28 protein-coding genes and 1 tRNA gene are annotated in these 25,945 nt (G+C 64.0%); 13 read left to right on the top strand and 16 right to left on the bottom strand.

The features are described 5' to 3' along the window. The first annotated feature begins 69 nt into the window (after positions 1-69). Both AB7535_RS16185 and AB7535_RS16180 read left to right on the top strand, forming a co-directional pair. A complete protein-coding gene (locus tag AB7535_RS16185; RefSeq protein WP_063983192.1) occupies positions 70-1,155 on the top strand; it encodes an AI-2E family transporter in 1,086 nt (361 codons plus the stop codon). Positions 1,156-1,252: 97 nt separating this feature from the next. Continuing rightward, complete coding sequence (locus AB7535_RS16180) at positions 1,253-1,645, top strand: NUDIX hydrolase (protein ID WP_028152127.1); 393 nt, start codon at positions 1,253-1,255, stop codon at positions 1,643-1,645. A 136-nt stretch (positions 1,646-1,781) separates the two neighbouring features. On the opposite strand, the gene AB7535_RS16175 is transcribed toward AB7535_RS16180, so the two are convergent. The 3 genes from AB7535_RS16175 to AB7535_RS16165 form a co-directional block, all read right to left on the bottom strand. Next, the gene (locus AB7535_RS16175; protein ID WP_063983193.1) at positions 1,782-2,024 is read right to left on the bottom strand and encodes a hypothetical protein; all 243 of its coding nucleotides are present in this window, start codon (positions 2,022-2,024) and stop codon (positions 1,782-1,784) included. A gap of 187 nt (positions 2,025-2,211) precedes the next feature. Further along, positions 2,212-2,454, bottom strand: a complete 243-nt coding sequence (locus AB7535_RS16170; RefSeq protein WP_028152129.1) for a hypothetical protein — start codon at positions 2,452-2,454, stop codon at positions 2,212-2,214. Between the two features lie 678 nt (positions 2,455-3,132). Continuing rightward, positions 3,133-3,303, bottom strand: coding sequence for a hypothetical protein (locus tag AB7535_RS16165; protein ID WP_167541702.1), 171 nt, complete (start codon positions 3,301-3,303; stop codon positions 3,133-3,135). A 216-nt stretch (positions 3,304-3,519) separates the two neighbouring features. Between AB7535_RS16165 and AB7535_RS16160 the strand changes: the two genes are divergently transcribed. Next, positions 3,520-3,888, top strand: a complete 369-nt coding sequence (locus AB7535_RS16160; protein WP_049807936.1) for a hypothetical protein — start codon at positions 3,520-3,522, stop codon at positions 3,886-3,888. A 101-nt stretch (positions 3,889-3,989) separates the two neighbouring features. Here AB7535_RS16160 and AB7535_RS16155 read toward each other — a convergent pair whose 3' ends face one another. Beyond that, positions 3,990-4,160 carry a hypothetical protein gene (locus AB7535_RS16155; protein WP_166096634.1) on the bottom strand — a complete coding sequence of 57 codons (171 nt, stop codon included), beginning with the start codon at positions 4,158-4,160 and terminating at the stop codon, positions 3,990-3,992. A gap of 271 nt (positions 4,161-4,431) precedes the next feature. Between AB7535_RS16155 and AB7535_RS16150 the strand changes: the two genes are divergently transcribed. Beyond that, on the top strand, positions 4,432-5,094 hold the full coding sequence (locus tag AB7535_RS16150; protein ID WP_439036673.1) for a hypothetical protein: 663 nt from the start codon (positions 4,432-4,434) through the stop codon (positions 5,092-5,094). Between the two features lie 309 nt (positions 5,095-5,403). Here AB7535_RS16150 and AB7535_RS16145 read toward each other — a convergent pair whose 3' ends face one another. From AB7535_RS16145 to AB7535_RS16130, 4 genes are all read right to left on the bottom strand, one after another. Continuing rightward, entirely contained in the window at positions 5,404-6,228 is an 825-nt protein-coding gene (locus AB7535_RS16145; RefSeq protein ID WP_439036672.1) for a hypothetical protein, read from the bottom strand. Positions 6,229-6,289: 61 nt separating this feature from the next. Beyond that, entirely contained in the window at positions 6,290-6,448 is a 159-nt protein-coding gene (locus AB7535_RS16140) for a hypothetical protein (RefSeq protein ID WP_439036671.1), read from the bottom strand. Positions 6,449-6,893: 445 nt separating this feature from the next. Beyond that, a complete protein-coding gene (locus tag AB7535_RS16135; RefSeq protein WP_135213686.1) occupies positions 6,894-7,181 on the bottom strand; it encodes a hypothetical protein in 288 nt (95 codons plus the stop codon). Between the two features lie 191 nt (positions 7,182-7,372). Then, entirely contained in the window at positions 7,373-7,645 is a 273-nt protein-coding gene (locus tag AB7535_RS16130; RefSeq protein ID WP_135213685.1) for a hypothetical protein, read from the bottom strand. A 473-nt stretch (positions 7,646-8,118) separates the two neighbouring features. On the opposite strand from AB7535_RS16130, the gene AB7535_RS16125 reads away from it, so the two are divergent. Further along, positions 8,119-8,316 carry a hypothetical protein gene (locus AB7535_RS16125; protein ID WP_193560862.1) on the top strand — a complete coding sequence of 66 codons (198 nt, stop codon included), beginning with the start codon at positions 8,119-8,121 and terminating at the stop codon, positions 8,314-8,316. Further along, the gene (locus tag AB7535_RS16120) at positions 8,307-8,468 is read left to right on the top strand and encodes a hypothetical protein (RefSeq protein ID WP_167767900.1); all 162 of its coding nucleotides are present in this window, start codon (positions 8,307-8,309) and stop codon (positions 8,466-8,468) included. The genes AB7535_RS16125 and AB7535_RS16120 overlap by 10 nt, the downstream gene beginning before the upstream one ends. A gap of 210 nt (positions 8,469-8,678) precedes the next feature. On the opposite strand, the gene AB7535_RS16115 is transcribed toward AB7535_RS16120, so the two are convergent. The 3 genes from AB7535_RS16115 to AB7535_RS16105 form a co-directional block, all read right to left on the bottom strand. Continuing rightward, positions 8,679-8,754, bottom strand: a tRNA-Lys gene (locus AB7535_RS16115). Positions 8,755-9,081: 327 nt separating this feature from the next. Next, complete coding sequence (locus AB7535_RS16110; protein WP_063983203.1) at positions 9,082-11,751, bottom strand: glycosyltransferase; 2,670 nt, start codon at positions 11,749-11,751, stop codon at positions 9,082-9,084. A gap of 214 nt (positions 11,752-11,965) precedes the next feature. Then, on the bottom strand, positions 11,966-12,562 hold the full coding sequence (locus AB7535_RS16105; protein ID WP_135213684.1) for a beta-1-3, beta-1-6-glucan biosynthesis protein: 597 nt from the start codon (positions 12,560-12,562) through the stop codon (positions 11,966-11,968). Between the two features lie 222 nt (positions 12,563-12,784). On the opposite strand from AB7535_RS16105, the gene AB7535_RS16100 reads away from it, so the two are divergent. Beyond that, entirely contained in the window at positions 12,785-14,449 is a 1,665-nt protein-coding gene (locus tag AB7535_RS16100) for a glycoside hydrolase family 17 protein (RefSeq protein WP_135213683.1), read from the top strand. Here AB7535_RS16100 and AB7535_RS16095 read toward each other — a convergent pair. Next, positions 14,409-14,789, bottom strand: a complete 381-nt coding sequence (locus AB7535_RS16095) for a hypothetical protein (protein WP_028147889.1) — start codon at positions 14,787-14,789, stop codon at positions 14,409-14,411. The two genes, AB7535_RS16100 and AB7535_RS16095, sit on opposite strands and share 41 nt — an antisense overlap. Positions 14,790-14,935: 146 nt before the next feature. Then, a complete protein-coding gene (locus AB7535_RS16090) occupies positions 14,936-16,306 on the bottom strand; it encodes a hypothetical protein (RefSeq protein WP_208071271.1) in 1,371 nt (456 codons plus the stop codon). A 171-nt stretch (positions 16,307-16,477) separates the two neighbouring features. On the opposite strand from AB7535_RS16090, the gene glmU reads away from it, so the two are divergent. Continuing rightward, complete coding sequence (gene glmU / locus AB7535_RS16085) at positions 16,478-17,845, top strand: bifunctional UDP-N-acetylglucosamine diphosphorylase/glucosamine-1-phosphate N-acetyltransferase GlmU (protein ID WP_135213861.1); 1,368 nt, start codon at positions 16,478-16,480, stop codon at positions 17,843-17,845. A 12-nt stretch (positions 17,846-17,857) separates the two neighbouring features. Then, positions 17,858-18,043, top strand: a complete 186-nt coding sequence (locus AB7535_RS16080; RefSeq protein WP_135213681.1) for a hypothetical protein — start codon at positions 17,858-17,860, stop codon at positions 18,041-18,043. Between the two features lie 9 nt (positions 18,044-18,052). On the opposite strand, the gene AB7535_RS16075 is transcribed toward AB7535_RS16080, so the two are convergent. Next, positions 18,053-18,271: a hypothetical protein gene (locus AB7535_RS16075; RefSeq protein WP_071913760.1), complete on the bottom strand. Its 219-nt coding sequence runs from the start codon at positions 18,269-18,271 to the stop codon at positions 18,053-18,055. Positions 18,272-18,491: 220 nt separating this feature from the next. Between AB7535_RS16075 and glmS the strand changes: the two genes are divergently transcribed. The 3 genes from glmS to AB7535_RS16060 all read left to right on the top strand — a co-directional run bounded on the left by glmS (position 18,492) and on the right by AB7535_RS16060 (position 22,141). Then, the gene (gene glmS, locus AB7535_RS16070) at positions 18,492-20,318 is read left to right on the top strand and encodes a glutamine--fructose-6-phosphate transaminase (isomerizing) (protein WP_208071273.1); all 1,827 of its coding nucleotides are present in this window, start codon (positions 18,492-18,494) and stop codon (positions 20,316-20,318) included. A gap of 89 nt (positions 20,319-20,407) precedes the next feature. Then, the gene (locus AB7535_RS16065; protein ID WP_135213679.1) at positions 20,408-21,178 is read left to right on the top strand and encodes a DUF502 domain-containing protein; all 771 of its coding nucleotides are present in this window, start codon (positions 20,408-20,410) and stop codon (positions 21,176-21,178) included. 105 nt (positions 21,179-21,283) lie between these two features. Then, positions 21,284-22,141, top strand: coding sequence for an NAD(P)-dependent oxidoreductase (locus AB7535_RS16060; RefSeq protein ID WP_135213678.1), 858 nt, complete (start codon positions 21,284-21,286; stop codon positions 22,139-22,141). A gap of 28 nt (positions 22,142-22,169) precedes the next feature. Here AB7535_RS16060 and AB7535_RS16055 read toward each other — a convergent pair whose 3' ends face one another. Further along, positions 22,170-22,607, bottom strand: a complete 438-nt coding sequence (locus AB7535_RS16055; RefSeq protein WP_224580756.1) for an AAA family ATPase — start codon at positions 22,605-22,607, stop codon at positions 22,170-22,172. Between the two features lie 300 nt (positions 22,608-22,907). Between AB7535_RS16055 and panE the strand changes: the two genes are divergently transcribed. After that, a complete protein-coding gene (gene panE, locus AB7535_RS16050) occupies positions 22,908-23,837 on the top strand; it encodes a 2-dehydropantoate 2-reductase (protein WP_135213677.1) in 930 nt (309 codons plus the stop codon). On the opposite strand, the gene recG is transcribed toward panE, so the two are convergent. Beyond that, positions 23,834-25,942 carry an ATP-dependent DNA helicase RecG gene (gene recG / locus AB7535_RS16045; protein WP_135213676.1) on the bottom strand — a complete coding sequence of 703 codons (2,109 nt, stop codon included), beginning with the start codon at positions 25,940-25,942 and terminating at the stop codon, positions 23,834-23,836. The genes panE and recG overlap by 4 nt on opposite strands. Positions 25,943-25,945: the final 3 nt, after the last annotated feature.

Genomic DNA, 25,945 nt, shown 5'->3' with positions numbered 1-25,945 from the left:
GATGCGCGGCTGGCAATAACGCTTTGCCGCGCAAGTGTCGGAACCCGCGTCAATGCCGCAAGGAAAGGCGTGCCCGTGAAAAGTCTCCGTCAGCTCCTGACGGGAGAGGACATTATCCAGCTCCTGATCCGGGTCGGCCTGCTTGGCCTGCTGATCATCTGGACCTTCCTGATCATCCGCCCGTTCGTGCCGATCCTGGCCTGGAGCGCCGTGCTCGCGGTCGCGTTCTATCCGGCCTTCAGCTGGGTCGCCAAGATCCTCGGCGGCCGCCCGAAGACTGCGGCCGCGATCCTCACCCTGATCACGCTCGGCATCGTCATTGGCCCGGCGACCTGGCTCGGCCTCAGCGCGGTGGACGGTGCGCGCGAACTGGCGAAGCAGCTCGGCACCGGCGACCTCGCGCTGCAGTCGGCGCCGGAGCAGCTCAAGTCGTGGCCGGTGGTCGGCCCTTGGCTCTACGATCTCTGGGATCAGGCCTACAACAACATCCGTGCGGTGCTGCGCGAGGTCGCGCCCTATCTCCAGCCGCTGGCGGGACCCCTGTTGTCGCTTGCGGGCGATGCGAGCCTCGGCACGCTCCAGTTTCTGGTCTCGGTGTTCGTCGCCGGCTTCCTGTTTCCGCATGGGCCGCGGCTGGTTGCGGCCGGGCGCGGCTTCCTGTTTCGCATCGTGCCCGAGCAGAGCGAGCATTTTCTCGAGCTTGGTGGCGCCACCATCCGCGCCGTGGCGCAAGGCGTGATCGGCGTCGCCATCGTGCAGGCGCTGCTCGCCGGCATCGGCTTCAAGATGGCAGCCGTGCCGAGCGCCGGCCTGCTCGCCTTCATCGTGCTATTGCTGTCGATCGTGCAGATCGGCGCGTTCCTGGTGATCCTGCCGGTGATCATCTGGATCTGGACCGCCAAGGACGTCACCACGGCGCTGCTGCTCACCGTGTTTCTCGTCCTCGTCGGCTTCATCGACACCATGTTGAAGCCGCTGGTGATGGGGCGCGGCCTCACCACGCCGACCATCGTGATCTTCGTCGGCGTGATCGGCGGCACGCTCGCCCACGGCATCGTCGGCCTGTTCATCGGGCCGATCATCCTGTCGGTGGCCTGGGAGTTGATGATGGCCTGGATCAGGACCGAGGACCGGGCGGCGGCGAGCGAAAGCTGAGCTGCTCGCACGGGCTGTGGTCAAAGCGCCCCGCGAACTTGTCTATTCAACTAGACAAGTTACGATAGGGCGATTCTGTTTTCGATCTACGGCAGTAATGGCGAAGTCTTCCAAGCTGGTTGCCGCAAAACGCGGCAAGGTATTGTTGGTCAGACGGCGGTCGGACGGCCTGTGGATGTTCCCGGGCGGCCGCAAGCGTTCGCGCGAGTCCGACAAGGACTGCCTGCGGCGGGAGATCAAGGAGGAGCTGCCCAAGCTCAAGCTCGGCCGGATCAGCCTGTGGAAGGAAGTGACGGCCAGGAATAAGCGCTCCGGCCGCAAGATGAGCGACGCGATCTTCATCGCCAAGGGAGCCAAGGGCAGGCTCGAGATCGGCGACAAGAAGGAGATCGACCGCGCCGCCTGGCAGAAGCCGCGCGGCATCCGCCTGACGCCGACCTCGCGCTACATCCGCGATCGGCTGTTTCCGAGCAAGCCGCGGCGCCAGTGAGGAGGGGGCCGCGTCTTCGCGGCGCCGGTGCGACAAATCGCCCGCTGGTCCACAACACGAGCCCGAAATCGACAGATCATCGTGCGGTCAGGTCGGCCTACGGTCGTGGTCTGATCGAGACGGCCCCAGCCAGCTGCTATTGCTTGACCGCCAGCGTGTCCAGGCAATGGTTGAGATAGACGGTGCGATCCCTGGGCAGCACCTTGTCGAGATCCGCCTTCAGTGCGCATTCGCGCTGCCGCATCTGCTCGGCCCGGCGCTTCTCGGCCGCCTCGCGATATTCGGGGGCAACCTTGTTGGGATCGACCAGCGCCTGCGCGCGGGCGGGAGCAGTCACGGCGAGCGCGATGGCGGCGATGATGATAATGAACTGCTTCAAATGAGCCTCCGTAAAAGGGCTCATGCTAGCGCGAGGGTAGCGAGGGCTCAAACGGCAAGTACGGCGAGGCGACCGATCGCGCAGCCTGTCCAAGCTGCGTCCGAGAGGCTGTCGGCGGAGTCGGTTTCGACGACCTGAAGTCGGCCAAATGAAGTGGGCCAAGCGAAATCGGCCAAGTGAAGTCCATTCACTTCGAGGCGTGGTCGATCTTGTGCCCGAGATGCCCGGTGTCGTGATCGCGACGCAACTGGCTCAGCGAGGTCTCGTTCAATTGATGCAAGACCTCGCTGAGCGGGGTCGCATCGGGATAACCGGCCGCAAACGCCTTTCCGTAGATCTTGCGCAACGTACCGACCAGCGTGTTGCCGTGCTTCTTGCTGATCGCGCCATCCTTGTCCCGATGGCGGCCGTCCAGGCCCGGTTCCTTCATGTGGTTCTCCCTGTGCGGCGTCTTAAGCGCCTGGAGAGAGCGTGCTCCCAAACGAATTGGTTGGCAACGGTGCGGCGCGCGGGAGTTGAGCGGCGGTCCGTTCGATCGCAAGAGCGTCGCGTTCGCGCTTCGCTCTCCTAGCTGTGAAGCCGCGTCAGATCGCGGTGGGTCGGTCGGCGTATTACATGAGCGGGAACGGACTCGATTGGAGCCGATACGATGCGTGTTGTTTTGGCCCTGGGCCTCCTGATCGTCTTGTGTACGTCTGCGGACGCCGCGCACCACGCTCGTGCGCACAATCCTGCGACACGCCATCCTCCGGTTGATCGTTTCGGCACGGAAGTGAATCCTCGCGTGCGCTTCGCGGTCCCCGGCTGGAGCGATGAAGCAACGGCGCGCTGGCTCAATGATGCCTCGTCCAACGTCGGCCGAGGCGGATAGCCACACCCGGACGCGGTACGCGAAGATCGGCGGAGCCGTGTGAACCAGTTCACACTCGCGCTTCGAGACCGGTGCTATGAAGGCCTCATTGCTTTTACCGATTGATATTTTGAAAACGCCCCAGCGCTCCCTACCAGGCGCTGGGGTTTTCATTTCGATCGCGGTCACGGCCACGGCTCGCGAAGCGTGATCGGATCGGGCGGATGATTTCTGAAAAGTGCCGAGGGGCGGGCGCGACTAAGCGGCTTGCTCCTCGAACGAGGTGTAGACCTGCCCAGCCGGATCGACGATCTGAACGTCCCAGCACCCGTCTTCGACGAGCTCTCTGGCCTTCTTGAGGGCGGCCGCGAGTGACAGCCGCTTGAGGCTGACGACGCCTGCCGTGTCGAAACCGCTGATTTCAAACATGCCGTTCCTCCGGTTTTCCTGAATCTTACACCTTTCGAGGGCGTTGTCTCCCGGCTTTTGTGGCAAGGCCTTTGAACTGCAGACAGCTGCAGCGTCCAGTGCAGCGCGGTGGCCGCCATCGTGCCATCGGCCGACCCTGATGGTCGTGGCGCTCTCGTCGCGTTCAGGCGTCATTCAGAGGGGTTGTCTATCTTGCGGCCTTGGAGGACCGCTTCGATGTTGATCACCACTATTGCGACAATCCTTGCTCTTCATGGCGGTGCAACGGCGCCTGCCGCAGCTGTCGAACGCCCGCTCGAGGTGCAGTATCGCGGCGTACCGAGGCATCCGCCGCCGTGCGGCGATCATTGGGATCAGAGCGCCCGCGACGGGATGTGCTATCCCAACGGCTATCTCCGTCCCGAAGACCAGGCGGCGCTGCAGGGATACTATCAGGGCCCGCGGCCTTACTATGGAATGCGCCGGCGTCCGGTGCCATGCGGCCACGGCGCTGACGTCGATATCCGCGACGGTGTCTGCTACCCCAACGGCACGGTTCCACTACAATTCCAGGACCGGCCAGAGAATTATTATCGGCGGTACTGAGAGACGGGCCGTCAGGCGTGAGACCGGGTGTGCTCCGGATCAGTGTGCTCCTGATCAGCGTGCTCTTGATGAGCTAGCCGCGGAGCCGGTCCAGCGCTACGCTAAGCGGCCTGCTCCTCAAACGAGGTGTGTACGCGCCCGGTTGGATCGACGATCTGAACGTCCCAGCACCCGTCTTCGACAAGCTCTCGGGCCTTCTTGAGGGCGGCCGCGAGTGACAGCCGCTTGAGGCTGACGACGCCTGCCGTGTCGAAACCGCTGATTTCAAACATGCCGTTCCTCCGGTTCTCGTGAATCTTACACCTTTCGGGGGCCTTGTCTCTCGGCTTTGGTGCTTCGAAGCAGGCGGCCGCGTGACTCATTCGGTCGCATAGCCCCCCGTAATCGGCCGGGGCGGCCGGGCCTGCCAGGCGGCCACGTCGCTAACGTGGAATTAATCCAAAATGCCCACAATTTTAGGCAGTTGTAGGTGGGTGCTGCGTAGAGGAGCCGTCGCGAGGACGTTCCGGCGTCGGCTTCCTGTTGCTCGCTCATTTGAGGTCAATGGACATGGCCACGACATCCGAGGCGCAAGGCCTCGTCGAACAACTCGACCCCGCGGCGCTCGCGCTCGCAGTCGCAGGACTCGAGCCCGCAGCCCCGGAAGCTCCGGCCAAGCGGTCCAGCCGGAAATCGGTCCTGGCACTGTCGGTGTGTGCCCTGGCCATCAATGGTGCGGCGGCGATCTATACATTGCCGGCTGATCTTCCGTCGCCGAATCTCAGCAGTCTGGCTGAACTGCTTCCGCGCCGGGAAGCGTCCGCGCCAAAGGCGGATCCGGTTGTCGCTGCCTTGAAGGACATTCAGTCGGCCCAGCAGCAACACACGGCTTCGCTGCAGGAGAACAACCACGCCTTGCAGCAAAATGCAGCCCTGCTGCAGCAGGATTCAATGGTGCTGCTGTCTCTGCGACAGAGCATCACGGACGAACGGGTGGATGTGAGGAAGATATCTTCACAGCTGTCCACGCTCATCGCGAAGCTCGATACGCTGCAAAATGCGATGATGTCGGACGTCACGTCCTCGATCCGAAAAGCGAATGCACGCTATGGACTGTCGGCAGCGATGCGGAAGCGGATGGTTCGGCAGTCGAAGTCTGTCGGGCCGGTTTCAGTTGGGGGAGCGCCGCTGAGTGTGCCGGCTGCGACGTCGGCTCCGGAAAGCTAAAGATAGTTCAAGCGAAGCAGTTGGCATTACTGGCCCTCGAGTTCACGTTGGCCGGTCTTCTTGTCATGCCAAGCAGGACACGATGGCAAGCACGACGTCTGCGCTTAGCTCCCCTGAGTACATCGTGAAAAGGATGCCAGCGCCAAGAACAACAGCAGAGACCTTGAGAATAATCATTTTGAGATCCCCTCGTGGGTGACGAGACACTGGACCCGGATTGTTTCCTGAGTGCTTCGCGTGATGCGGCGAACGGTTTCATTCACCGAGACGTTATCCGTGAGGGGCTGCTCGACTTGGAGGCCCGAACCCCTAGCTCGCGAATGGGGCGGTGGCCGCTGGCTTATCCCGAGACTGCGGTTGGGCCGGGCGACGCGCATACATTTCAGCAAGCTTCTCCGGTCCGGGATATTCGCCTTTCCAAAGCTGAGGAAATGGTGGCCGGTTCAAAATCGATGGTTCGAGCGCCGCAATTTCAGCGGAAACAAAGTCCGTCTCAAGCCTAATCCTATTGTGGAGCGCTACCCCACCTTGGAAGGCGATCCCTTTGAACTTAGTCCACGCGTCTCGATCAAACGGCCGCCGGGTTCCAAGCAAGGCGTTTCTTACTTCATTTACCGCTCGCAGAGCGTTGTCGACAAAGTAGACAGTCAAGCTTTGTGCATTCTCGTCGCCCCACAAAGTTCGCCGCGCCGCATTTAGGACTCCAGCGCTTTGTTCGAGGCGATCAAAAGCGGCTTGCCTGCCTTCGTTGGCGCCAAGGCCGGAAAGCAATAGCCCGGTTTCCATAGATTCGAGATTCGCGGCAACGTTCTCGATTAGGATTTTCATGTCGATGAGTTCGGCAGCACGCTGTCGCAGACGCTCATAGTGCGCAAAGTTGTTCTGCCTGACCAACTCAGAAAGTTGGCGCTGCATTGGCAGGATCGTTCGATAAGCGGCTATGCCAGCAACAATCGCTGCGAGAAGCGATACGGCAGCTCCTAAGGCATTTCCGGCAAATCCTATCCAAGCGTCTGGATTGGCGGCGTTGCTCGCGTGCCAGATTGGCCCAGCGATTCCAAGCCACATCATCGTCGCAAATATCCACAGGATCGCGACGGCAGTCGCGACGCCTGGCCAATGTCTCTCATTCATGCAGCCGTTCCGAGCTCCGCCAGAACATCAGACTTCAACCGGAGGGCGAGCGCAAGGGTCCTCAGTTGCTCGGTTCCGACCTCCAGCCGGTTTCCCGATGTGAAATGGTGGCGGTGATATCGACGTCTCTGCCGGCGGACTGGCGCCAGGCCGCCACGCCGAAACACACCGTCAGCGTCAATGTCGTCAGCAATAGCAGCACCGACAGAAACTGGCTCACGCATACCCCCAAGCAAGATCACACACGAGGGCGCGCACATCTGGTTGATTCGGAAAATGCAGTCCGACTGACCTAGGGAGCGTTTTCCCCAAGGTTGCAGACCCGTGGACCAACACTCGTAGCCCTTGAGCCACCGCGCTCAGGATCCGGCTCCGCACACACCAGGCTTCTGCGCTTCACAAGAATTGGCCGGCTATTGCCGTCGCCACGGCATAAGCTTTGGCTGGATGCTCGATGTCAGCCTCGCCGGCCTTCGCTCTATGATGGAGGCGATTGTCGGAGGCGGTGACTTCACAGCGCTAATTGCTTGGATGGACCGGCGCTGTAGATCTCGTCCGACCGACCAAATTGGAATCGCAGCCCTAGATCTCGCGATGGAATTAGCTGGCAACGCAGTGAAGCGCTGACCCGCCGGTTCACGCTGGCGGCCCCCCTTTAGAATTCGCTAGTTGGGGGGGCTGCCGCTCTTGGCCTTGGACGAATGTTTCACTACCGGTTTGGCTGGCGTGGCCGGCTTCTTCGCTTCGTCGCCGCGGGCAGTTCCCCACGGATCGACTGCCTTCTGGTCGGGAACATTGCCGAGGGAGCGTTGATAGGCGCGCTCGGCCCGAATGTCGTCCGCCTTCTCGGCCTCCGTCTTGTCCTTGGACTCGCCGTACATTGGAACATGGTCCTGAGCCAATGCGGTCTGTGCGATCAGGGCAAACATGACAGCGGCGGCGATTTTGCGCATCGAGAAACTCCCGGTTCTGCGACTAGCATAACATCGCGCCGATTGCGGCATCAATGCATCGGAGTGGCGTCCGGTAACGGCTGATGACGCATCGCCGCCGCCGGTTGAAGCGGTAGAGATAAGCCCGGCGGCTCACAAGGTCGGCGGGGTTCTCTTGCGGGGCAGGCTAGTCATCATCCGCCGACGAGCCGTTAGTTCGCTAGTTGAGCGCGCGCCTGTTTGACATTGCGTGAGACGACACGATCGTAGGCCGATAAAGCGGCATCGGTCGCTAACTCAACCATTTCTCGATAGGCGGCGTCGTTCGTTTGAGTGAAGCTTTCGCGGATTGCTCTGGCAAGCTGTTCGTCTGAAACGGCGTCTCCAGGGGCCGCTCGTCCGGTGAGTCGGCTATACAGATTCAAGCGATACACGTCGGCGGCGATTTGCCAGGCCCAATCCTCCAGTCCCAGTTGTTGAACCACCCGGTCGACCCCTTGCTCTACGTGCAGAAAAATTGGGGTAGTCGACGCTGGGCATAGAAAAAACTAACTCAGGTTAGAAAAAATCTGCCCTACAAATTCAGGTGGAAGCCGCCGCTCGAGGCGCGCGCCGGTTCAGGCACCAACAAATACGCCGCCGGGCTCTAATACATTGTCCCGGCGGCGGTGTTCATTTCCAGCCCCGAGATGGGAACTAACAAAAACCTCGGATAGAGATTTTACGTACGAAACCTGGGAAGGTTTCAGGCTGCCGGTTCACGCTGGCGGGCCTTGGCAGGCCCTGCAAACTCCTGTTGATGTGGCCGAGGAAGCTGTCACATTACTTTGACAGACAGGTGCCAATTTGGAAGGCGCTGGGATTTCAGAGCCCAGACCGGAATACGCGGCGAACGCTGCCAAGCGAATATATTCCGCTTGTGCAGCGTTCAGTATCCTCTCAATTTCGGGAGTTCGGCGTGTTTGATGCTGAAATGACTGCGCTGCTCAGGGCGGTGCTCGATGAAGTTTGCGAAAATATTCCTGTAAGCGAGACGGGCGCCAGAGCGTACGTTGCTTCGAAGCTGCTCGATGCCGCGGCACATGGACAGCTCTCGACCGACGCGTTGAAAGCGGCGGGTCGCGAGGCCCTGAGCCCACCAACGATGTGGCGCTGATTATCCGCTCCACATCACTCGATCACATCGTATTCGAAGGCGACGCCCTCCGGGTCGTTCTCCTCAAACCGTCGTTCCGCGGCGCCCACCGTCGCGAAGACCTTGATGTGATCGATGTCGCCGACCTGCTTGGGGTGTTGCGCCGGCCCTAGTGGGGCTCTTTCGCGCGCATGGAGCGCATCTGCCCGGATCTGGCGGACGGGGAGGGCGTGCTGCCGCTTGAGCGCGCCGGCCTAGTGGCGATCGCGAGCAATTGCCGCGCTGCCATCCTCGACGCAGATCGGCAATCAGTTTGCCAACACAGTGCCCACACACGGCTTTTTCGGTCGGCTTGTGATTTCGCTTAAGTCATTGTTTTGGCTTGGTGAGCGCGCTGGGGCTCGAACCCAGGACCCCGTGATTAAAAGTCACGTGCTCTACCGGCTGAGCTACGCGCTCCCATGGCCGCTGATGGCTTTCAAGATCGATCGCCATCGTCTTCGGACATTCGAGAAGCATGTCTTGCCGCTGCCTCAACTGGCGTCGCGGGGAAAAACCGGCTGTTTCCGGATCATGCTTTCGGCCCGCGCTGTGTAGGGGGACGGGGCGCTGAGGTCAATAGTGCGAGTGGCGGCCCAAACTCTTGGCGGAGGCGGGGATTCGCTCGCGCTTTCCGCCGCTTAGACCGGAATTTTCAACCCGATTGGCGGCCCGCTATCCACGCCGAACAGCGCCGGTGGCTTGCCGGCGCGGAGGTTTCACCCGCGCCGAGAGGCCGTTCGTCCGTCAGTTCGCTTCCCGCCGGACTTCGCTCGGCACCGGTTGCGGCGTGCCGGCGGGGGTCGGCAGGGCCACGGGGCGCAGGCCGATCAGTTCGGCGGTGCGGATCGCGCTGTCGCGCCAGAACTGGAACGAGTTGATGCGGCTGAGCTCGAGGATCGCGATCGCGACCGCGGCCAGGAACGGCAGGCTTTGCAGCACCAGGACGCCGGCGAAGATGTAGATCTCGGTGATCTGGCGATAGCTGTTGGAGGCGATCAGCACGCCGGCGCCGATCACCAGCAGGGTGCCGATCACGGCCTCCCAGAACGCCTGGAACTCGATCGACATCCTGGACAGGCCGCCCTTGGAGGTGCGCGCGAACGCGATGTGCTCGGTGATCAACCCCTGCGCGACCGCGCGCGACACCGTCCATTGCACGCTCATCGCGGCGATCATCGCGCCCATCATCTGGCCGGGCTTGATCGCGACGCGCGCGCGGTACATCGACAGGAAGTGCGCGAGCGAGACGATGAAGGCGCCGATGATCGGCAGCGTCAGAATCTTGTCGGGGATGGCGATGTCGGCGAAGGCGACGATCGGCACCCAGATGAGATTGAGCAGCGCCACCACCACGCCGAGGCTCTCGGCGCCGAGCCAGTTCAGCCAGCCCAAGCCATATTCGCGCTTCTGATCGGGCGTCAGCCGACTGCGGCCGGGCAGGAAGTTCCGCCAGTGCTTCTTCACGATCTGGAGGCCGCCATAGGCCCAGCGGTGACGCTGCTTCTTGAAGGCCTCGTAGGTGTCGGGCAGCAAGCCCTGGCCGTAGCGATGATTGGTGTAGTGGGTGGTCCAGCCGAGTTGCTGGATCGCGAGGCCGAGATCGCTGTCCTCGCAGATCGTGTCGGACGACCAGCCGCCGGCCATGTCCATCGCGGCGCGGCGGATCAGGCACATCGTGCCGTGCACGATGATGGCGTTGGCCTCGTTGCGCTGGACCATGCCGATGTCGAAGAAGCCGGCATATTCGCCGTTCATGATGTAGTGCATGATCGACAGGTCGCCGTCGCGATGCTCCTGCGGCGCCTGCACGAGGCCAACGCGCGGGTCGGCGAAAGCAGGCACGAGGTCCTTCAGCCAGTCGGGATCGACGACATAGTCGGCATCGAGGATGCCGATGATCTCGGCATCGACGGCGGTGCGATCCATCGCGATCCGCAGCGCACCGGCCTTGAAGCCCTGCACCTTCTCGGCGTTGATGAACTTGAAGCGTTCACCGAGCGCGCGGCAATGGTCCTGGATCGGCTGCCAGAACGCGGGATCGGGCGTGTTGTTGATGATGACGACGCATTCGTAGTTCGGATAGTTCAGCCGCGACAGCGCATCGAGCGTCTGCTTCAGCATCTCGACCGGCTCGAAATAGGCGGGGATGTGGATCGAGACCTTCGGGTAGTAATTCTCGGGAACGTTCTCGACCGGCTTGCTCTTGGAGAGCAGCCGCTGCGGCGGCCGGCCCAAGGCCACTGCCGCGATCTCGTCGACGCGCGCCATCGCGATGAGGACAAGGGGAACAAGCAGGATCATGCCGAGCGTGAGCGCGAAGGCCGAGCCGAAGATGAAATAGTGGTCATTCCAGAACGCGAACACGGTCGCGGCCCAGGCGCCGACGCCGTTGGCGGTCGCCGATAGCAGGAACGCCTGCCTGGCGGTCGGCTGTTCCAGCCGCAGGATCGGCAGCGACAGGAGGATGCCGACCAGCAGCGCAATTCCCATCAGCTTCCAGTAGTCGGGATTCTCGACCGGGCCGGTCCAGGCGAATTTCGGCTCGCGGCTGGCGTTGAGGATGCCCCAGTACGGGCCGACGCCGCCCTCGAAATATTTCCAGGGCTGATCGATGGCTTCGACGATGTTGTATTCCATGCCGATGGCTTCGGCGCGGCTAACGAAGTTGCGCAGGGTCAGCGCCTGCTGGAACGGACCGGGGTCGGCGTTGCGAAGGTTGTAGCCCTGGCTCGGCCAGCCGAATTCGGCGATCACGATGCGCTTGCCCGGGAACAGGTTGCGCAACAGGTTGTAGCGATCGACGGCCTGGTCGACGGCCTGGTCCGAGCGGAAGTTTTCCCAATAGGGCAGCACGTGGGCGGCGATGAAGTCGACGTTGGAGGCAAGGTCGGGATTGTCGCGCCAGATGTTCCAGATCTCGCCGGTCGTGACGGGCACGCGGACCGAGCCCTTCACCTTCTTGATCATGTCGATGAGGTCTTCGACCTTCTGCTCGCCGCGGTAGATCACCTCGTTGCCGACCACGACGCCGACGACGTTGCTGTTCTTGCGGGCGAGTTCGATGGCGGCCTTGATCTCGCGCTCGTTGCGATCCTTGTCCTTGTCGATCCAGGCGCCGACGGTGACCTTGAGGCCGAACTCGGCCGCGATCGGCGGCACCAGCTCCACGCCGCCGGTGGACGAATAGAGACGGATCGCGCGCGTCATCGTCGACAGCGTCTTCAGGTCGGCGCGGATTTTCTCGACGGTGGGGATGTTGTCGATGTCGGGGTGCGCCGCGCCTTCGAACGGGGCGTAGGAGACGCTGGGCAGCAGGCCCTTGAAGTCGGGCGCGGGTTCCTTGTCGCGCAGGACTCCCCAGATGCCGGCGTGAAGCACGGACACAAGCAACAGAACGGCGGCGACAACGCGCATCGCGGCTAAACCAAAAGGGGCTGAGGTGGCAGGGAAGCGGATCCGACCCCGAGATCCGACCGAGTCCGCGGCAAATGGAGCATACCTCTGCCGCGCGGTTTCACAACTGTCATGGCCTCATGACCGTATGAGGGCATGACAGTTTCGGAATGTGCGGCAGTGCCAACCGCTTCTATCGCCGATCGTTCCTGAACGGCGGCTGAAACGATCGCGGCTATTTCGAGGGCGCCGGTGTCGGGCTTGCCGCAGGCGCGGGGCTCGCGGCCGGCTGCGGGGCCTGCGAATTGCCCGTGGTTGGCGCCGCCGGCTGGGAGGCGCTGGCTGACGCCTGCTGCGGCTGGGATGCCGGGTTGATCCAGCAGGCGTGCACGCGGCTGTCCAGGGTCTCGGCGACCTTGGGATCGATCTGGCCGCCAAAGCGGGTCAGGCAGCGGAAGGCGGCCTGGATGTGGCCGCCGGGGCAGCCGAAGCGGTCGTAGAGGTCGAGATGGCGGAACGCGGTATCGAGGTCGTCGCGCCACATCAGCCGCACCACGCGCCGGCCGAGCCAGACGCATTCGGGGTTGCCGGCCGGGCCGTTGATGACCTGGGCTGCTTCGGCGAACTCGTCGGTGCGGCGCTGGTTCTGGGCGGCGTCCTTGGCGGCGGCATCGGCGGGCTGGGTGGCTGCCTTGCCCTGGTCCGGGGCGGGCGTGCCGCTCTGGGCGGAGGCGCCACCGAGACCGACCATCACGACCAGGGAGGAGACGGCCAAGGTGGCGGCGAACTGCCGCAGGACCGCATTTCGTAACTCGAACACCCGTTGCCGCATGAATTCCCCAATATATCAGCTGACCGCCCGCGCCAGGACCTCGCGGACTCGCCGGTGATGGCGTCCAAATGGGTCCCCAATGCGGCGGCAAAGTCCTGCCGAGTCCATGACCTGAATTTGAAATTTTGTCCAGCAAAGTCACGATCCTAGGCCTCTGTCGAACGGCCGCAGGTAAATTCCTCGGGGGAGGGAAGGATCCATCCCGGACACACCCCTTGGCAGATGGCGCGTGAGCAGGTAATCGACGGCACCTCGCGGAGGACGGAACCGATTTCTCTTCGTACGCCACTGGCGCTTCTGCTCGTTTCACTGGGTGCGATTGCTGCCGTGTGGTGGTGGCTGGCCACGCCAATCACGCTCGCGCGCGCCCCGATCGACCCGGCCGACAAGGTCCAATGCGTCTCCTATGCGCCGTTCCGCGGGGAACAGTCGCCGCTGAACGCGTGGACCCATATCGAGGCCGACCAAATCGAGCAGGATTTGCGCCAGCTCAAGGAGATCACCGACTGCGTCCGCACCTATTCGATGGAGAACGGGCTCGACCAGGTGCCGGCGATCGCCGCCAAGGTCGGCGGGCTGAAGGTGCTCCAGGGCATCTGGCTCTCCAGCAACCGCGCCAAGAATTTTGAGCAGGCCGCGCTCGCCGTCCGCCTCTCCAAGGAATTTCCCGGCATCATCACCAGCGTCATCGTCGGCAACGAGGTGCTGTTGCGCGGCGAGATGACGACCGCGGACCTCGTCTCCATCATCCGCTCGGTGAAGGCGCAGGTCAGCGTGCCCGTCACCTATGCCGACGTCTGGGAGTTCTGGCTCAGGAATCGCGAGGTCTATGACGCCGTCGACTTCGTCACGATCCACATCCTGCCTTATTGGGAGGATGTTCCGGTGAAGGCGAAGTTCGCAGCGAGCCATGTCGAGGCGATCCGCGAGCGCATGGCGGTCGCGTTCCCCGGCAAGGAGATCCTGATCGGCGAAACCGGCTGGCCCAGCGAAGGGCGCATGCGCGAGGGCGCGCTGCCGTCGCGCACCAACCAGGCGCGCGTCGTCTCGGAAATCCTGGGCCTGGCGAAAGCAAACAAGTTTCGCGTCAATCTGATCGAGTCCTATGACCAGCCCTGGAAGCGCAAGCTGGAAGGCACCGTCGGCGGCTATTGGGGCCTGTACGACTCGGTGCGCCGGAACCTGAAATATCCGCCGGGCCAGCCGATCAGCAATTTCCCGTACTGGAAATGGTACATGGGCGCCGGCATGGGCCTCTGCGTGCTGGTGTTCGCGGTCGCCGGCCTCACGCTGCGCAGGCGGCCGTGGACGCCGCGCTTCTCGGCCTGGCTCGGCGTCGCGATCTCGGCGACGTCAGCGGGCACCCTGCTCGGGATCGGCGCCGACAAGATGTACTATGAGAGTTACGGCATCGGCGGCTGGCTGCACTGGGGCGCGCTGCTTCTGGCCGGCATCCTGTCGCCGATCTTCTGCTCGCAGGCGATGGTGATCGGCCGCAGCCTTCCGACCTTCCTCGATCTGCTCGGCCCGCGCGAGGGCCGCAAATGGTCGAAGCTCACCGCCGTGCTCGGCCTGACGCTGGCGGTGACCGCGGTGATCGCGGCGCAGACCGCGCTCGCCTTCGTGTTCGACTCGCGCTACCACGACTTCCCCTACGCCTCGCTGACGATGGCGGTGGTGCCGTTCGCGGTGCTGATGCTGAACCGGCCGCAGATCGGCCAGCGTCCGATCGCGGAATCGGTATTCGCGGGCCTGCTCACGCTGGCGGCCGCCTATGTGCTGTTCAACGAGGGCCGCGAGAACTGGCAGTCGCTGTGGACCTGCGCGATCTACTTGCTGTTCGCGTTCACGCTGTGGCGGGCGCGGGCCGAGCAAATCCAAGAATGAACAGGCCGATCGCAAGGCCCGACAGCACGACATTGTAGAGCACGATGCCGAGGCCGGCGGCGACGATGCCGACGGTCAGCAGCACGATCGACGGCCGCATCAGGTTCAGCGTCGCAACCACCAGCGCGACGATGCCGAACACCGAATTCTTGAACAGCACCGTCGAGACTGTGCGCGCCTTGCAGATCAGCGTCTGCAGGCCAGCGTCACAGGCGAGGCCGACGGTCGAGTTCTCGATGCCGAGATAGCGCAGATAGATCGCATAGCCGACGGACACGAAACCGACGACGATCAGGAACTGCACCTGGTAGGGCGTGAGGCGGAAGGGCTTTTTTGTCATGGGCGCAATATGGTCGGGATGACGGGAGGGGGCAACAGGCGAGGTGGATATTTCTGATCGCTTGCGCTGTTCGACGAGTCATTGGTCGACGGCCATTGACGCCCCAATTTGATGAGAGGCCGCAGTGATCTAACTCGTCCGCGTTCCTACCGCCTGAAGAACGACGACAGCGTCGATCCCGCCGAGGCCGTCTCCGGCTTCGCCGGTGCGGCCGGCGGCTGAGGCGCGGGTGCAGGCGCGGGCTCCTCGCGCTTCGACGAGCGTTTTGAGGAGTAGCTGCGGCGGCGCTTCTCCGGTTTGGCGCCAGGAGCGGGCGCTGGCGCAGTCTCGGCTTGCGGGACGGCGTCCTGGTTCTTGTCCGCGTTCTTCTCCTGAACCCGGTCCTGAGTCTTCTCTTGTCCCTTCTCCGATCCGCCGCGCATCGACAGCCGCTGGCCGTCGAACACGGTGGTCTCGCAATGGCGGTCGCTTTCGGCAAGGCCCGCGCAGAGCTTTGCGGCGGCGGCGGCATTGATCAGCGGGCCGGCGCCCAAGCGGAGCTGCATGCCGAGGCCGGTGTTGCCTTCCTTGATCATGATGATCGGCCGCAGCGCCGCGACCTCCGGATTGGACTTGATCAGGCCGCGCCAGAGCGCGCGCAGGCCGTCGAGCGAGTTGGCGCCACCGAGGTCGATGGCGAAGCGCGTCTGCTGGACAGCGATCGCGGGGGCCTCGCTCTCGGCCGTCTCCGGCGGCTTGGCTGGCGCCGCGGCGACCTCGGTCGGGGTGGGCGCCTGTTCGGGCTTCTTCTCGGCGGCCTTCTCCGTCGTCTCGGGCTGCGTCAGCTTCGATGCGGCGGGATCGGGTGGCGCCATGATCGACTTGGATGGCACCAGCGGAAGCATGGGCAGTGCCGACGTTGTCAGCGGCGACTGCGATACCAGCGAGGCCATGGCGGCGTTCTGCGGCGGCGGGATCAACTGATCCTTTGCGGCCTCCTTCACAGCGTCTTTTGTCGGCTCCTTCGCCTGGTCCTTCGCGGCTCCCGCGCGCGGCTTGTCACTCGAGGGAGCCGGCGTGGAGGCGACCGGCGCGACGCTAGGCGCCGCGGGCTGCGCGTCAGGCGCCGGCGCGTCCTGCGGTTTCGCGCTCTGCTTGGCGATGGCGCCGGTGACGGAATCCATCCCTTGCTCGAGCACGGTGACGCGCGAATAGAGCCGGTCCCGATCGGTGTTCAGCGTCTCGATGGCGGAGGCGAGGCGGCGGGCCTCGTTCTGGCTCTCCTTGGTCAGCATCTGGAGCCGGTCGGCCTGGCGCGACAGATCGGCGGACGCAACCTGGTCACGGCGCCAGCCGAGCTGGGCCTGATTGGCCATCACGGCCATCACGACAGCGCCGACGGCAACCACGCCCCACGCGCCCAGCCGCCACATCATGCTGCGGTCGACCGCGCTTTCCTCGGCCAGAAGTCCGGAGAACAGCCCGCCGGTCTCCTTGGTCCCGAAGGCGTCCGCCAGTGGGTCGGAATCCTTTGCCATGAACGTTAAGTGCCCAGCCCCGAGCTGCTTCCCCGAATCAATCAGGGAACATTAACAGGAAAACCCCGTCGCACTTGAATTCCGGGCGTTTGCGGGGGTAGCAAGGCGACAGCTCATGACGGCATCGGCCTGGCGCCGCCCGTTGATTCGGCCATGTTTGACAGGATTTCGATGACCGCCCGTTCCAGCCTCACGATCGTACTCGCCGCCGGCGAAGGCACGCGCATGCGATCGAACCTGCCGAAAGTGCTGCATCCGGTCGCCCACCAGAGCCTGCTCGCGCACGTGCTCGCCGCCACACCGAAGGGAACCGGCACCTCGCTCGCCGTCGTGATCGGCCCCGACCATCAGGCGGTCGGGGACGAGGCGAAACGTATCCGTCCCGATGCGCTCACCTTCGTGCAGGCAGAACGGCTCGGCACCGCGCATGCGGTGCTGGCGGCGCGCGAGGCGATTGCGCGGGGCGCCGACGATCTGCTGATTGCCTTCGGCGACACGCCGCTGATCTCGGCCGAGACCTTTGCGCGGCTGCGCGCGCCGCTCGCGAAGGGCGCAGCAATCGCCGCGCTCGGCTTTCGCGCCGCCGATCCCACCGGCTATGGCCGCTTCATCGTCGAGGGCGACCGTCTGGTCGCGATCCGCGAGCATGCCGATGCCAGCGCGGAAGAGCGCAAGATCGATCTGTGCAATGCCGGCCTGATGGCGATCGACGGGCGCCGTGCACTCGCGATCCTCGACAAGATCGGCAATGCGAATTCGAAGGGCGAGTATTATCTGACCGACGCGGTCGGCGTCGTTCGTGAACAGGGATGGGAGGCCGTCGTGATCGAGACCAGCGAGGACGAGGTGCGCGGCATCAACACCAAGGCGCAGCTCGCGGAGGCCGAAGGCGTGATGCAGGCGCGCTTGCGCAAAGCGGCGATGGAAGCAGGCGTCACGCTGATCGCGCCCGAGACCGTTTATCTGTCCGCCGATACCGTGTTCGGCAATGACGTCACCATCGAGCCGTTCGTGGTGATCGGTCCGGGCGTGTCGATCGCCGACGGCACGGTGATCCATTCCTTCTCGCATATCGTGCAGACCACGCTCGGCAAGAACGTCTCGATCGGCCCCTATGCGCGGCTGCGACCCGGCACCTCGCTCGGCGACGGCGCGCGGATCGGCAATTTCGTCGAGACCAAGGCCGCGACGCTGGAGGCCGGCGTCAAGGTCAACCATCTCTCCTACATTGGTGACGCCACCATCGGCGCCAATTCCAACATCGGCGCCGGCACCATCACCTGCAACTACGACGGCTTCAAGAAGCACAAGACGATCATCGGGCAGGGTGCCTTCGTGGGCACCAACTCTTCTCTCGTCGCGCCCGTGAAGATCGGCAACGGCGCCTATATCGGCTCGGGCTCGGTGATCACGCGCGATGTGCCCGACGACGCCATGGCGCTGGAGCGCAACCAGCAGACCATCAGGGAAGGCGGCGCCGCGCGCTATCGCGAGATGAAGACCGGCGGCAAGAAGCCGGAAAAGAAGCCGGAGAACTGAGCGCCAACTGCCGTGTCCTCTCGCTTTGTGCGCGATCTCTTCAGTTTTCTGATCGACACATTCGTCACGGGGATGGGGCGACTGCTGCTGCGGGAAGTGAACGAGTACGATCCGCCCGAGATTTTGGCCCTCGTCATCGGGCTGGCGTTCTGGGCGCTCCTCATTTCCCTCGTCTGGGCCGTGACGCTGGGGTGGTAGGGCGCGCCGCTATTCGTCGTCGGAGAATTCCGAGAAGATCGCGCGCGTCAGGCGCCAGCCGCGCGGCTTTGCCCGTTTCGCAGGTTCTCCGGCGGCGTGCTTGACGAAGACGGGCTTGCTTTCCTTGCCGCGCTGGGGCGGCGGCCAATGCGCAAGGTGCGTGCCAGTGGTCTCGCTGGCGCGCAAGAACGTCGATGACAGACCTTTGCGGTCGGATGAGCCTTTCATGGCCTTATTCTCCTGTCCCGGAATCGTTGGCCAAACTTGTTGACAAGGAGTTAATGCGCGCGGTTTAAGGCCGGCCAATTCGACGCAGTCGAAGCCGGATGCGAAACGGTGCTGTCTCAATCAGCAATAATTATTGAGTATCTGGTTCCTTAGGAACTTCGCTAAAGACCGAGCGGATCGTTTAGGCGATTTTTCGACGATTTGGGGGATATTGATCCGCATGTGCGGGATTGTCGGCATTCTCGGGCGCACGCCGGTTGCAGAGCAATTGGTGGATTCGCTCAAACGTCTTGAATATCGCGGCTACGACTCCGCGGGCGTCGCCACGCTCGAAGGCAAGCATCTCGAGCGCCGCCGCGCCGAGGGCAAGCTGAAGAACCTGGAGAAGCGTCTCGAAGCCGAGCCGCTCAAAGGCACAACCGGCATCGGCCACACCCGCTGGGCCACCCACGGCAAGCCGACCGTCAACAATGCCCATCCGCACGCGACCGAACGCGTTGCCGTGGTCCACAACGGCATCATTGAGAATTTCCGCGAGCTGCGCGAGGAGCTCGAGAAAAAGGGCACGGTGTTCCACACCGAGACCGACACCGAGATCGTGCTGCATCTCGTAGACGATCTGCTCACGCGCGGCAACAAGCCCGTGGAAGCGGTGAAGCTGACGCTGGCGCGGCTGCGTGGCGCCTTCGCGCTCGGCTTCATCTTCGCCGGTGACGACGACCTCATGATCGGCGCCCGCAACGGCCCGCCGCTCGCGATCGGATATGGCGACGGCGAGATGTATCTCGGCTCCGATGCCATCGCGCTCGGCCCCTTCACCGACACGATCAGCTATCTCGAAGACGGCGACTGGGTCGTGCTGACGCGCAAGGGCGCCACGGTCTTCGACAAGGACGGCCACGCCGTCCAGCGCGAGAAGATCAAGCACGCCGCCTCGACCTCGCTGGTCGACAAGGCCAATTACCGCCACTTCATGGCGAAGGAAATCCACGAGCAGCCGGAAGTGGTCGGCCACACGCTAGCGCGCTATGTCGACATGGCGACCGAGCGCGTCTCGCTGCCGGTCAAGCTGCCGTTCGACTTCAAGAGCATCCAGCGCATCAACATCACCGCCTGCGGCACCGCGAGCTACGCCGGCTTCGTCGCGAAATACTGGTTCGAACGCTTTGCGCGCGTGCCGGTCGAGGTCGATGTCGCCTCCGAATTCCGCTACCGCGAGGCGCCGTTGCGCAAGGGCGATCTCGCCATCTTCATCTCGCAGTCGGGCGAGACCGCCGACACGCTGGCCGCGCTGCGCTATGCCAAGGCTGAGGGCGTGCACACGGTGGCCGTCGTCAACGTGCCGACCTCGACGATCGCGCGCGAGAGCGAGACCGTGCTGCAGACGCTCGCCGGCCCCGAGATCGGCGTCGCCTCGACCAAGGCCTTCACCTGCCAGCTCATGGTGCTGGCAAATCTTGCGATCGCGGCCGGCAAGGCCCGCGGCGAATTGTCCGACGAGGACGAGACCAAGCTCGTTCATGGCCTTGTCGAGATCCCGCGCCTGATGTCGGACGCGCTCACCACCGAGCTCCAGATCGAGAAGCTCGCGCGTGAGATCGCCAAATCGCGCGACGTGCTCTATCTCGGCCGCGGCACCAGCTTCCCGCTCGCGCTCGAAGGCGCGCTGAAGCTGAAGGAGATCTCCTATATCCATGCCGAGGGCTATGCCGCCGGCGAGCTGAAGCACGGGCCGATCGCGCTGATCGACGAGACCATGCCGGTCGTCGTCATCGCCCCCTATGACCGCGTGTTCGAAAAGACCGTCTCCAACATGCAGGAGGTTGCCGCCCGCGGCGGCAGAATCATCCTGATGACGGACGCCAAAGGCGCGGAGGAGGCGACCGTCGAGTCCCTCGTCACCATCGTCATGCCCGACATGGCGGCCGCGTTCACACCGATGGTCTATGCCGTCCCCGTTCAGCTGCTCGCCTATCATACGGCGGTCATCATGGGCACCGACGTCGACCAGCCGCGCAACCTCGCGAAATCGGTGACCGTGGAATAGGCAGAAGGGATCAGGCCGGAACGCTAGGTAGTCTTCCAAAACCTGCTAGAAGACCCTAGCTTGAGTGCAGCGACCGACCTGGAACCCGAATGACCCCCCGCGACGACGCGCCTGCGCCGCTTGATCCCATCCCGGAACCGCATACCGGCCTGATGGGCCGCTTCCGCAATTATTTTCTGACCGGCCTCGTCGTGACGGGGCCAATTGCCATCACGCTGTATCTGGTCTGGTGGTTCGTCACCTGGGTTGACGGCGTGGTGCGGCCGTTCGTGCCGCTGGCCTACCGGCCCGAAACCTATCTGCCGTATGTCGTTCCAGGTTGGGGACTGATTGTCGCATTCTTCACGCTGACGCTGGTCGGCTTCCTCGCGGCCAACCTGATCGGCCGGACGCTGGTCGATATCGGCGAAACCTTCCTCGGCCGCATCCCGGCGGTGCGCGCCATCTATCGCGGCCTGAAGCAGGTGTTCGAGACGCTGTTCTCGGGCAAGGGCTCGAGCTTCCGCAAAGTCGGCCTGGTCGAGTTTCCGTCGCCGGGAATGTGGTCGATCGTGCTGATCTCGCAGTCGCCGAATGAAGAGGTCGCGCGCAGCCTGCCGGGGCAGGAGGAGCACGTCTCCGTATTCCTGCCGTGCTCGCCGAACCCGACCACGGGCTTCTTCTTCTACGTGCCCAAGAGCAAGATCGTCGAAGTCGACATGAGCACCGAGGACGCCGCGACCCTGATCATGTCGGCCGGCGTGGTGCAGCCGGGCTTGGCGCCGGACCCGAAGAAGGCCGCCGCGCTCGCGGGCATGGCGAACGCCGCGCGCATCGCCAACGCGTCGGCGCTCCAGCCCCAGCCTGCGAAGGTGGAGTAGGGCCATTCCCGTTTCGGATGGCCGCATTCACGCAAGCACTTTCGTCCTCTGCTAGTCTTCCGGTTGAATTGAGCGCCTCGCTCGGAATTCGACCTGGAGTGCATGATGACGAAGACCATTGCGATCCTCGCGCCCGGCGCCATGGGCAGCGCCGTGGCCCGCCGCCTCGGCGAAAACGGTGCGCGCGTGCTGACATCGTTGAAGGGGCGCAGCGAGGCGACGCAAAAGCGCGCCGCGGATGCCGGCATGATCGGCGCCGAGGACGACGCGATCGTGGAGGCCGACATCATCCTTTCGATCGTGCCGCCGGGCGAAGCCGTGGCTTTGGCCGAACGCCTGGCCGCGCTGATCGTCCGGCGCGAGAAGAAGCCCATCGTCGTCGACTGCAACGCGGTCAATGTCGATACCGTTCAAAGAATCGAGGAGATCATCGGCTCGGCGCAGGCGCCGTTCGTCGATGGCGGCATCATCGGCTTCCCGCCGCAGCCCGGCAGCAAGAGCCCGGCTTTCTACCTGTCCGGCGAGTACGCTGGGGATCTCGCGGTGCTGAAGGATCTCGGGCTCGACGTGCGGATTGTCGAGGGACCCGTCGGCGCGGCCTCCGCGCTGAAGATGTCCTATGCCGGTATCGTCAAGGGCCTGGCCGGCATCGGCTCGGCCATGGTGGTCGCGGCCACGAAAGCGGGCGCGGCCGATGCGCTGCGCGACGAGCTCGCGCTGAGCCAGCCCGCGGTCCTGGCCCGGCTCGAAGTCGCGCTGCCGGACATGATCCCGAAGGCCTATCGCTGGGTCGCGGAGATGCGGGAGATCTCGGGTTTCCTCGGGCCCGACCATCCGGCGAGCCAGATCTACGAAGGCTTTGCACGCTGGTTCGAGCACCTCGCCGCGGATGCGAATGGCGAAGCGGTGGATGCGGCACTGCTGAAGGCCTTCGCAGCGCGTGTCGCGCAGAAGAAGGCCTGACCGTCCAGTCCGACGTCACGGCGATGGATCACTCGCCGTGCACTGAAACCGACTCCAGAAAACCCTGGATGTCCCGGTCGCGTCTCAGGCGCACGACCGGGACATCGGGGCCATATTGAAGGCGCTCGGCCTCGATGACGGGCACGCGCTCGGTGTCGTAGCGCCACGCCTCCTTCATCAGTTTCCAGTCGAACTGTTCCGGACATCCCTCGGGCAGATCGGGTCGCGTCGTGTCGCGATCGAACGCGGAGCGCCAGAGAATGCGCCACTGGCAGAGCCAGCGTGGGCGGTCGATGACGACCAGGGTGTCGGCACGCGCAAGCGTGAGATCGAAGGCGAGCCCCGAGAAGCTGCCGTCGATGACCCATGCGTCGCCCGCGATCTCCTCCGCGACGCGTAGACGGAAGCTGGCCTTGTCGGATGGCTTCCATCCCGGCCGCCAGTAGAGCACGTCGAGATGCACCACGGGCAGTCCAAGCTTCCGCCCGAGACTTCGGGAGAGGCTCGTCTTTCCGCTTCCCTGAGAACCGACGACGATGACCCTGCGCATGAGCGCAAGGTTTCATAAAGTCGACCGCGGCGAAAGGGTGAGTCTTCTGAAGCGGCTCTATCCACTTCGTCATTGCGAGCGCAGCGAAGCAATCCAGCCTGTCTCCGTGGGAAGATTCTGGATTGCTTCGCTGCGCTCGCAATGACGGGGAGGAGACGCCGCACGCCCCGTCTGCTATCGTTTCTGCGGAGACAGATGGATGCAATCGGAGTTCGAATGAGAGTGCTGGTGATCGGCGCAGGCGCGCTTGGAGGCTATTACGGAGCTCGCCTGGTCCGAGCGGGCGGCGACGTGACCTTTCTGGTGCGAGCGAAGCGTGCCGAGCAATTGCGGCGGAATGGATTGCAGGTCGCGAGTCCGCATGGCGACTTTGCCGTACAGCCGAAGATCATCTTGGCAGACGATCTCAAGGAGACATTCGACGTCGTGCTCGTCGGGGTGAAATCCTACTCGCTCGACGATGCGATGGCCCAGTTTGCCCCGGCAGTTGGCGCCGATACGATGATCCTGCCGATCCTCAACGGGTTGAAACATATCGACACCTTGACCGCGAAGTTCGGTGCAGCGCGCGTCCTCGGCGGGTTGGCGAACGTCAGCGCCGGCCTCGATGCGGATGGTCGTGTCGTTCAGTTCATGGCCAATCAGACCATCGTCTTCGGCGAGACCAACGGGGCGCTGAGCGAGCGTGCGCTCGCGCTGGAAACATTGCTCCATGTCCCCGGCATCGACGTGCGCGCCAGCGAAGCGATCATGCAGGACATGTGGGAAAAGTTCGTCCAGCTCAGCACGCTCGCTGGCATCACTTGCCTGATGCGCGCAAGTATCGGCGACATCCTGGCGGTGCCGAACGGCGAGCAGTCCATTTTCCGGCTGTTCGCGGAATGCTGTGCCGTTGCAACGGCGTCGGGTTTTGAGCCGCGCGCTCCGTTCATCGAGTTTGACCGAAAGCTCTTCACCACCTTGGACTCGCTGCTCAAGGCCTCGATGTTGCGCGATATCGAGCGTGGTTCGGTTACCGAAGCGGAGCATATCCTGGGCGATATGGCCAATCGCGCCCGCACGCTCGGTATCGATACGCCGCTGCTGGATCTGGCCCGCGCGCATGTGGCGGCTTATGAGGTCGGACGCCGAAGAGCAGCAGGCTAACCCGCCCCGATCAGCGGGATCGCTTCGTCCCGCTCGTAGAGATACAGCAGGCACCGTAGCGCCTCGCCGCGCTCGCCCTTCAGCTTCGGATCGTCTTTGAGGATCCGCAGCGCCTCGTCTCTAGCCTGGGTGATGAGCTGGCCGTGCACCTCCGACCGCGCGATGCGGTAGCCCGGCAGGCCGCTCTGGCGCACGCCGAGCACATCGCCTTCGCCGCGCAGCTTCAAATCTTCCTCGGCGATGCGAAAACCGTCGGTGGTCTCGCGGATCACCTTCAGACGTGCCTTCGACATCTCGCCAAGCGGCTCCGAGTAGAGAAGGAGGCAGGTCGAGGCTTCCGAGCCGCGACCGATGCGGCCGCGCAACTGGTGCAGCTGGGCAAGGCCAAACCGTTCGGCGTTCTCGATCACCATGATGGTCGCGGCCGGCACGTCGACGCCGACCTCGACCACGGTGGTCGCAACCAGAAGGCCGATCTCATGGGCGGCGAACTGGCCCATCACGCGGTCCTTCTCGGTGCCCTTCATCTGGCCGTGGACGAGGCCGACGCGGTCGCCGAAACGCTTTTGCAAGCTCTCGAAGCGTTTGGTCGCATTGGTCAGGTGCTCGGTGCCTTCGGCCTCGGATTCCTCGACCAGCGGGCAGATCCAGTAGACCAGCTTGCCCGCCTCCAAGGCCCGGCCGATGCTGTCCGTGACCTCATTGAGGCGGCTCATCGATATGGTGCGGGTCTCGATCGGCTGGCGGCCGGCGGGCTTCTCGCGCAACTCGGAGATGTCCATGTCGCCGAAATAGGTTAGCACCAGCGTGCGCGGGATCGGCGTCGCACTCAGCACCAGCACATCGACGGCGGCGCCCTTCGAGGTCAGCGCGAGGCGTTCGCGCACCCCGAACCGATGCTGCTCGTCGACGACGGCCAGGGCGAGATCGTTGAAGATCACGTCGTCCTGGATCAGCGCATGGGTGCCGACGAGGAGATTGATCTCGCCGGCTTCGAGTTGTGCCAACAGCTCGCGCCGCTCCTTGCCCTTCTCGCGGCCGGTGAGGATGGCCACGCGCAGCCCTGCGCGCTCCGCGAGCGGGGCGATGGTCTTGATGTGCTGCCGCGCCAAAATTTCCGTCGGCGCCATCAGCGCGGCCTGCTTGCCGACTTCGGCGACGGCGGCGGCCGCCAGCAGCGCCACCACGGTTTTGCCCGAGCCGACATCGCCCTGAAGCAGGCGCAGCATGCGCACGGGTTGTTGCAGATCGTTCGCGATCGCGGCGGTCGCTTCTCGCTGCGACGACGTCAATGCATAGGGCAGGGCGTCGATGATCTTGTTGCGCAAGTGACCGTCGCCGGCGTTGCGGACGCCGGCCGGGCGGCGCAATTGCGCGCGGATCAGGGCCAGCGCGAGCTGGCCGGCCAAAAGCTCGTCGAAGGCGAGGCGCGACCAGTAGGGCTTTTCGGGCAGGATGTCGGTGAGCTCGACCGGCTGATGCACGCGGCTGAGCGCCTCGGTGACCGTCGGAAAACTGCAGCGGCGCATCACCTCCGGGCTGATCCATTCCGGCAGGGCGGGCAGCTTCTGCAGCGCTTGCGCGACCGCGCGTCGCAGCGAGCCGAGCGCCAGACCCGTGGTCAGCGGATAGACCGGGTCGATGCCCGAGAGCTTCGAGATCGCCTCTTCGTCGAGCACGCGGTCGGGATGCACGATCTGCGGGATGCCGTCATACATCTGCAGTGTGCCCGAGACGTAGCGCTTCTCGCCCATCGGCAGCAGCTTTTCGACATAGCCGGGCTTGGCGCGGAAGAAGGTCAGCACGACGTCGCCGGTGTCGTCGCTGGCGTAGACGAGATAGGGCGCCCGGGCGTTGCGCGGCGGAGGCGGGCGATGGCGATCGACGGTGACCTCCAGCGTCACCATGGTTCCCTGGACGGCGTCGCGGATCTTTGGCCGCGCACGGCGGTCGATGACCTGGCTCGGCAAATGCAGCAGCAGGTCAATCAGGCGCGGCGTCTCATTGCGGCTGAGCAGGTACTGCAGCAGCTTGTCCTGCTTCGGACCGACGCCGGGCAGGCTGGTCACGGGAGCAAACAGCGGATTGAGCAGGCTGGGGCGCATCAG

Origin of the sequence: Bradyrhizobium sp. 956_D2_N1_4, assembly GCF_052076025.1 — a bacterium.
GTDB classification, from domain to species: Bacteria; Pseudomonadota; Alphaproteobacteria; order Rhizobiales; family Xanthobacteraceae; genus Bradyrhizobium; species Bradyrhizobium barranii.
This window is presented reverse-complemented; position numbering and strand designations above follow the sequence as displayed.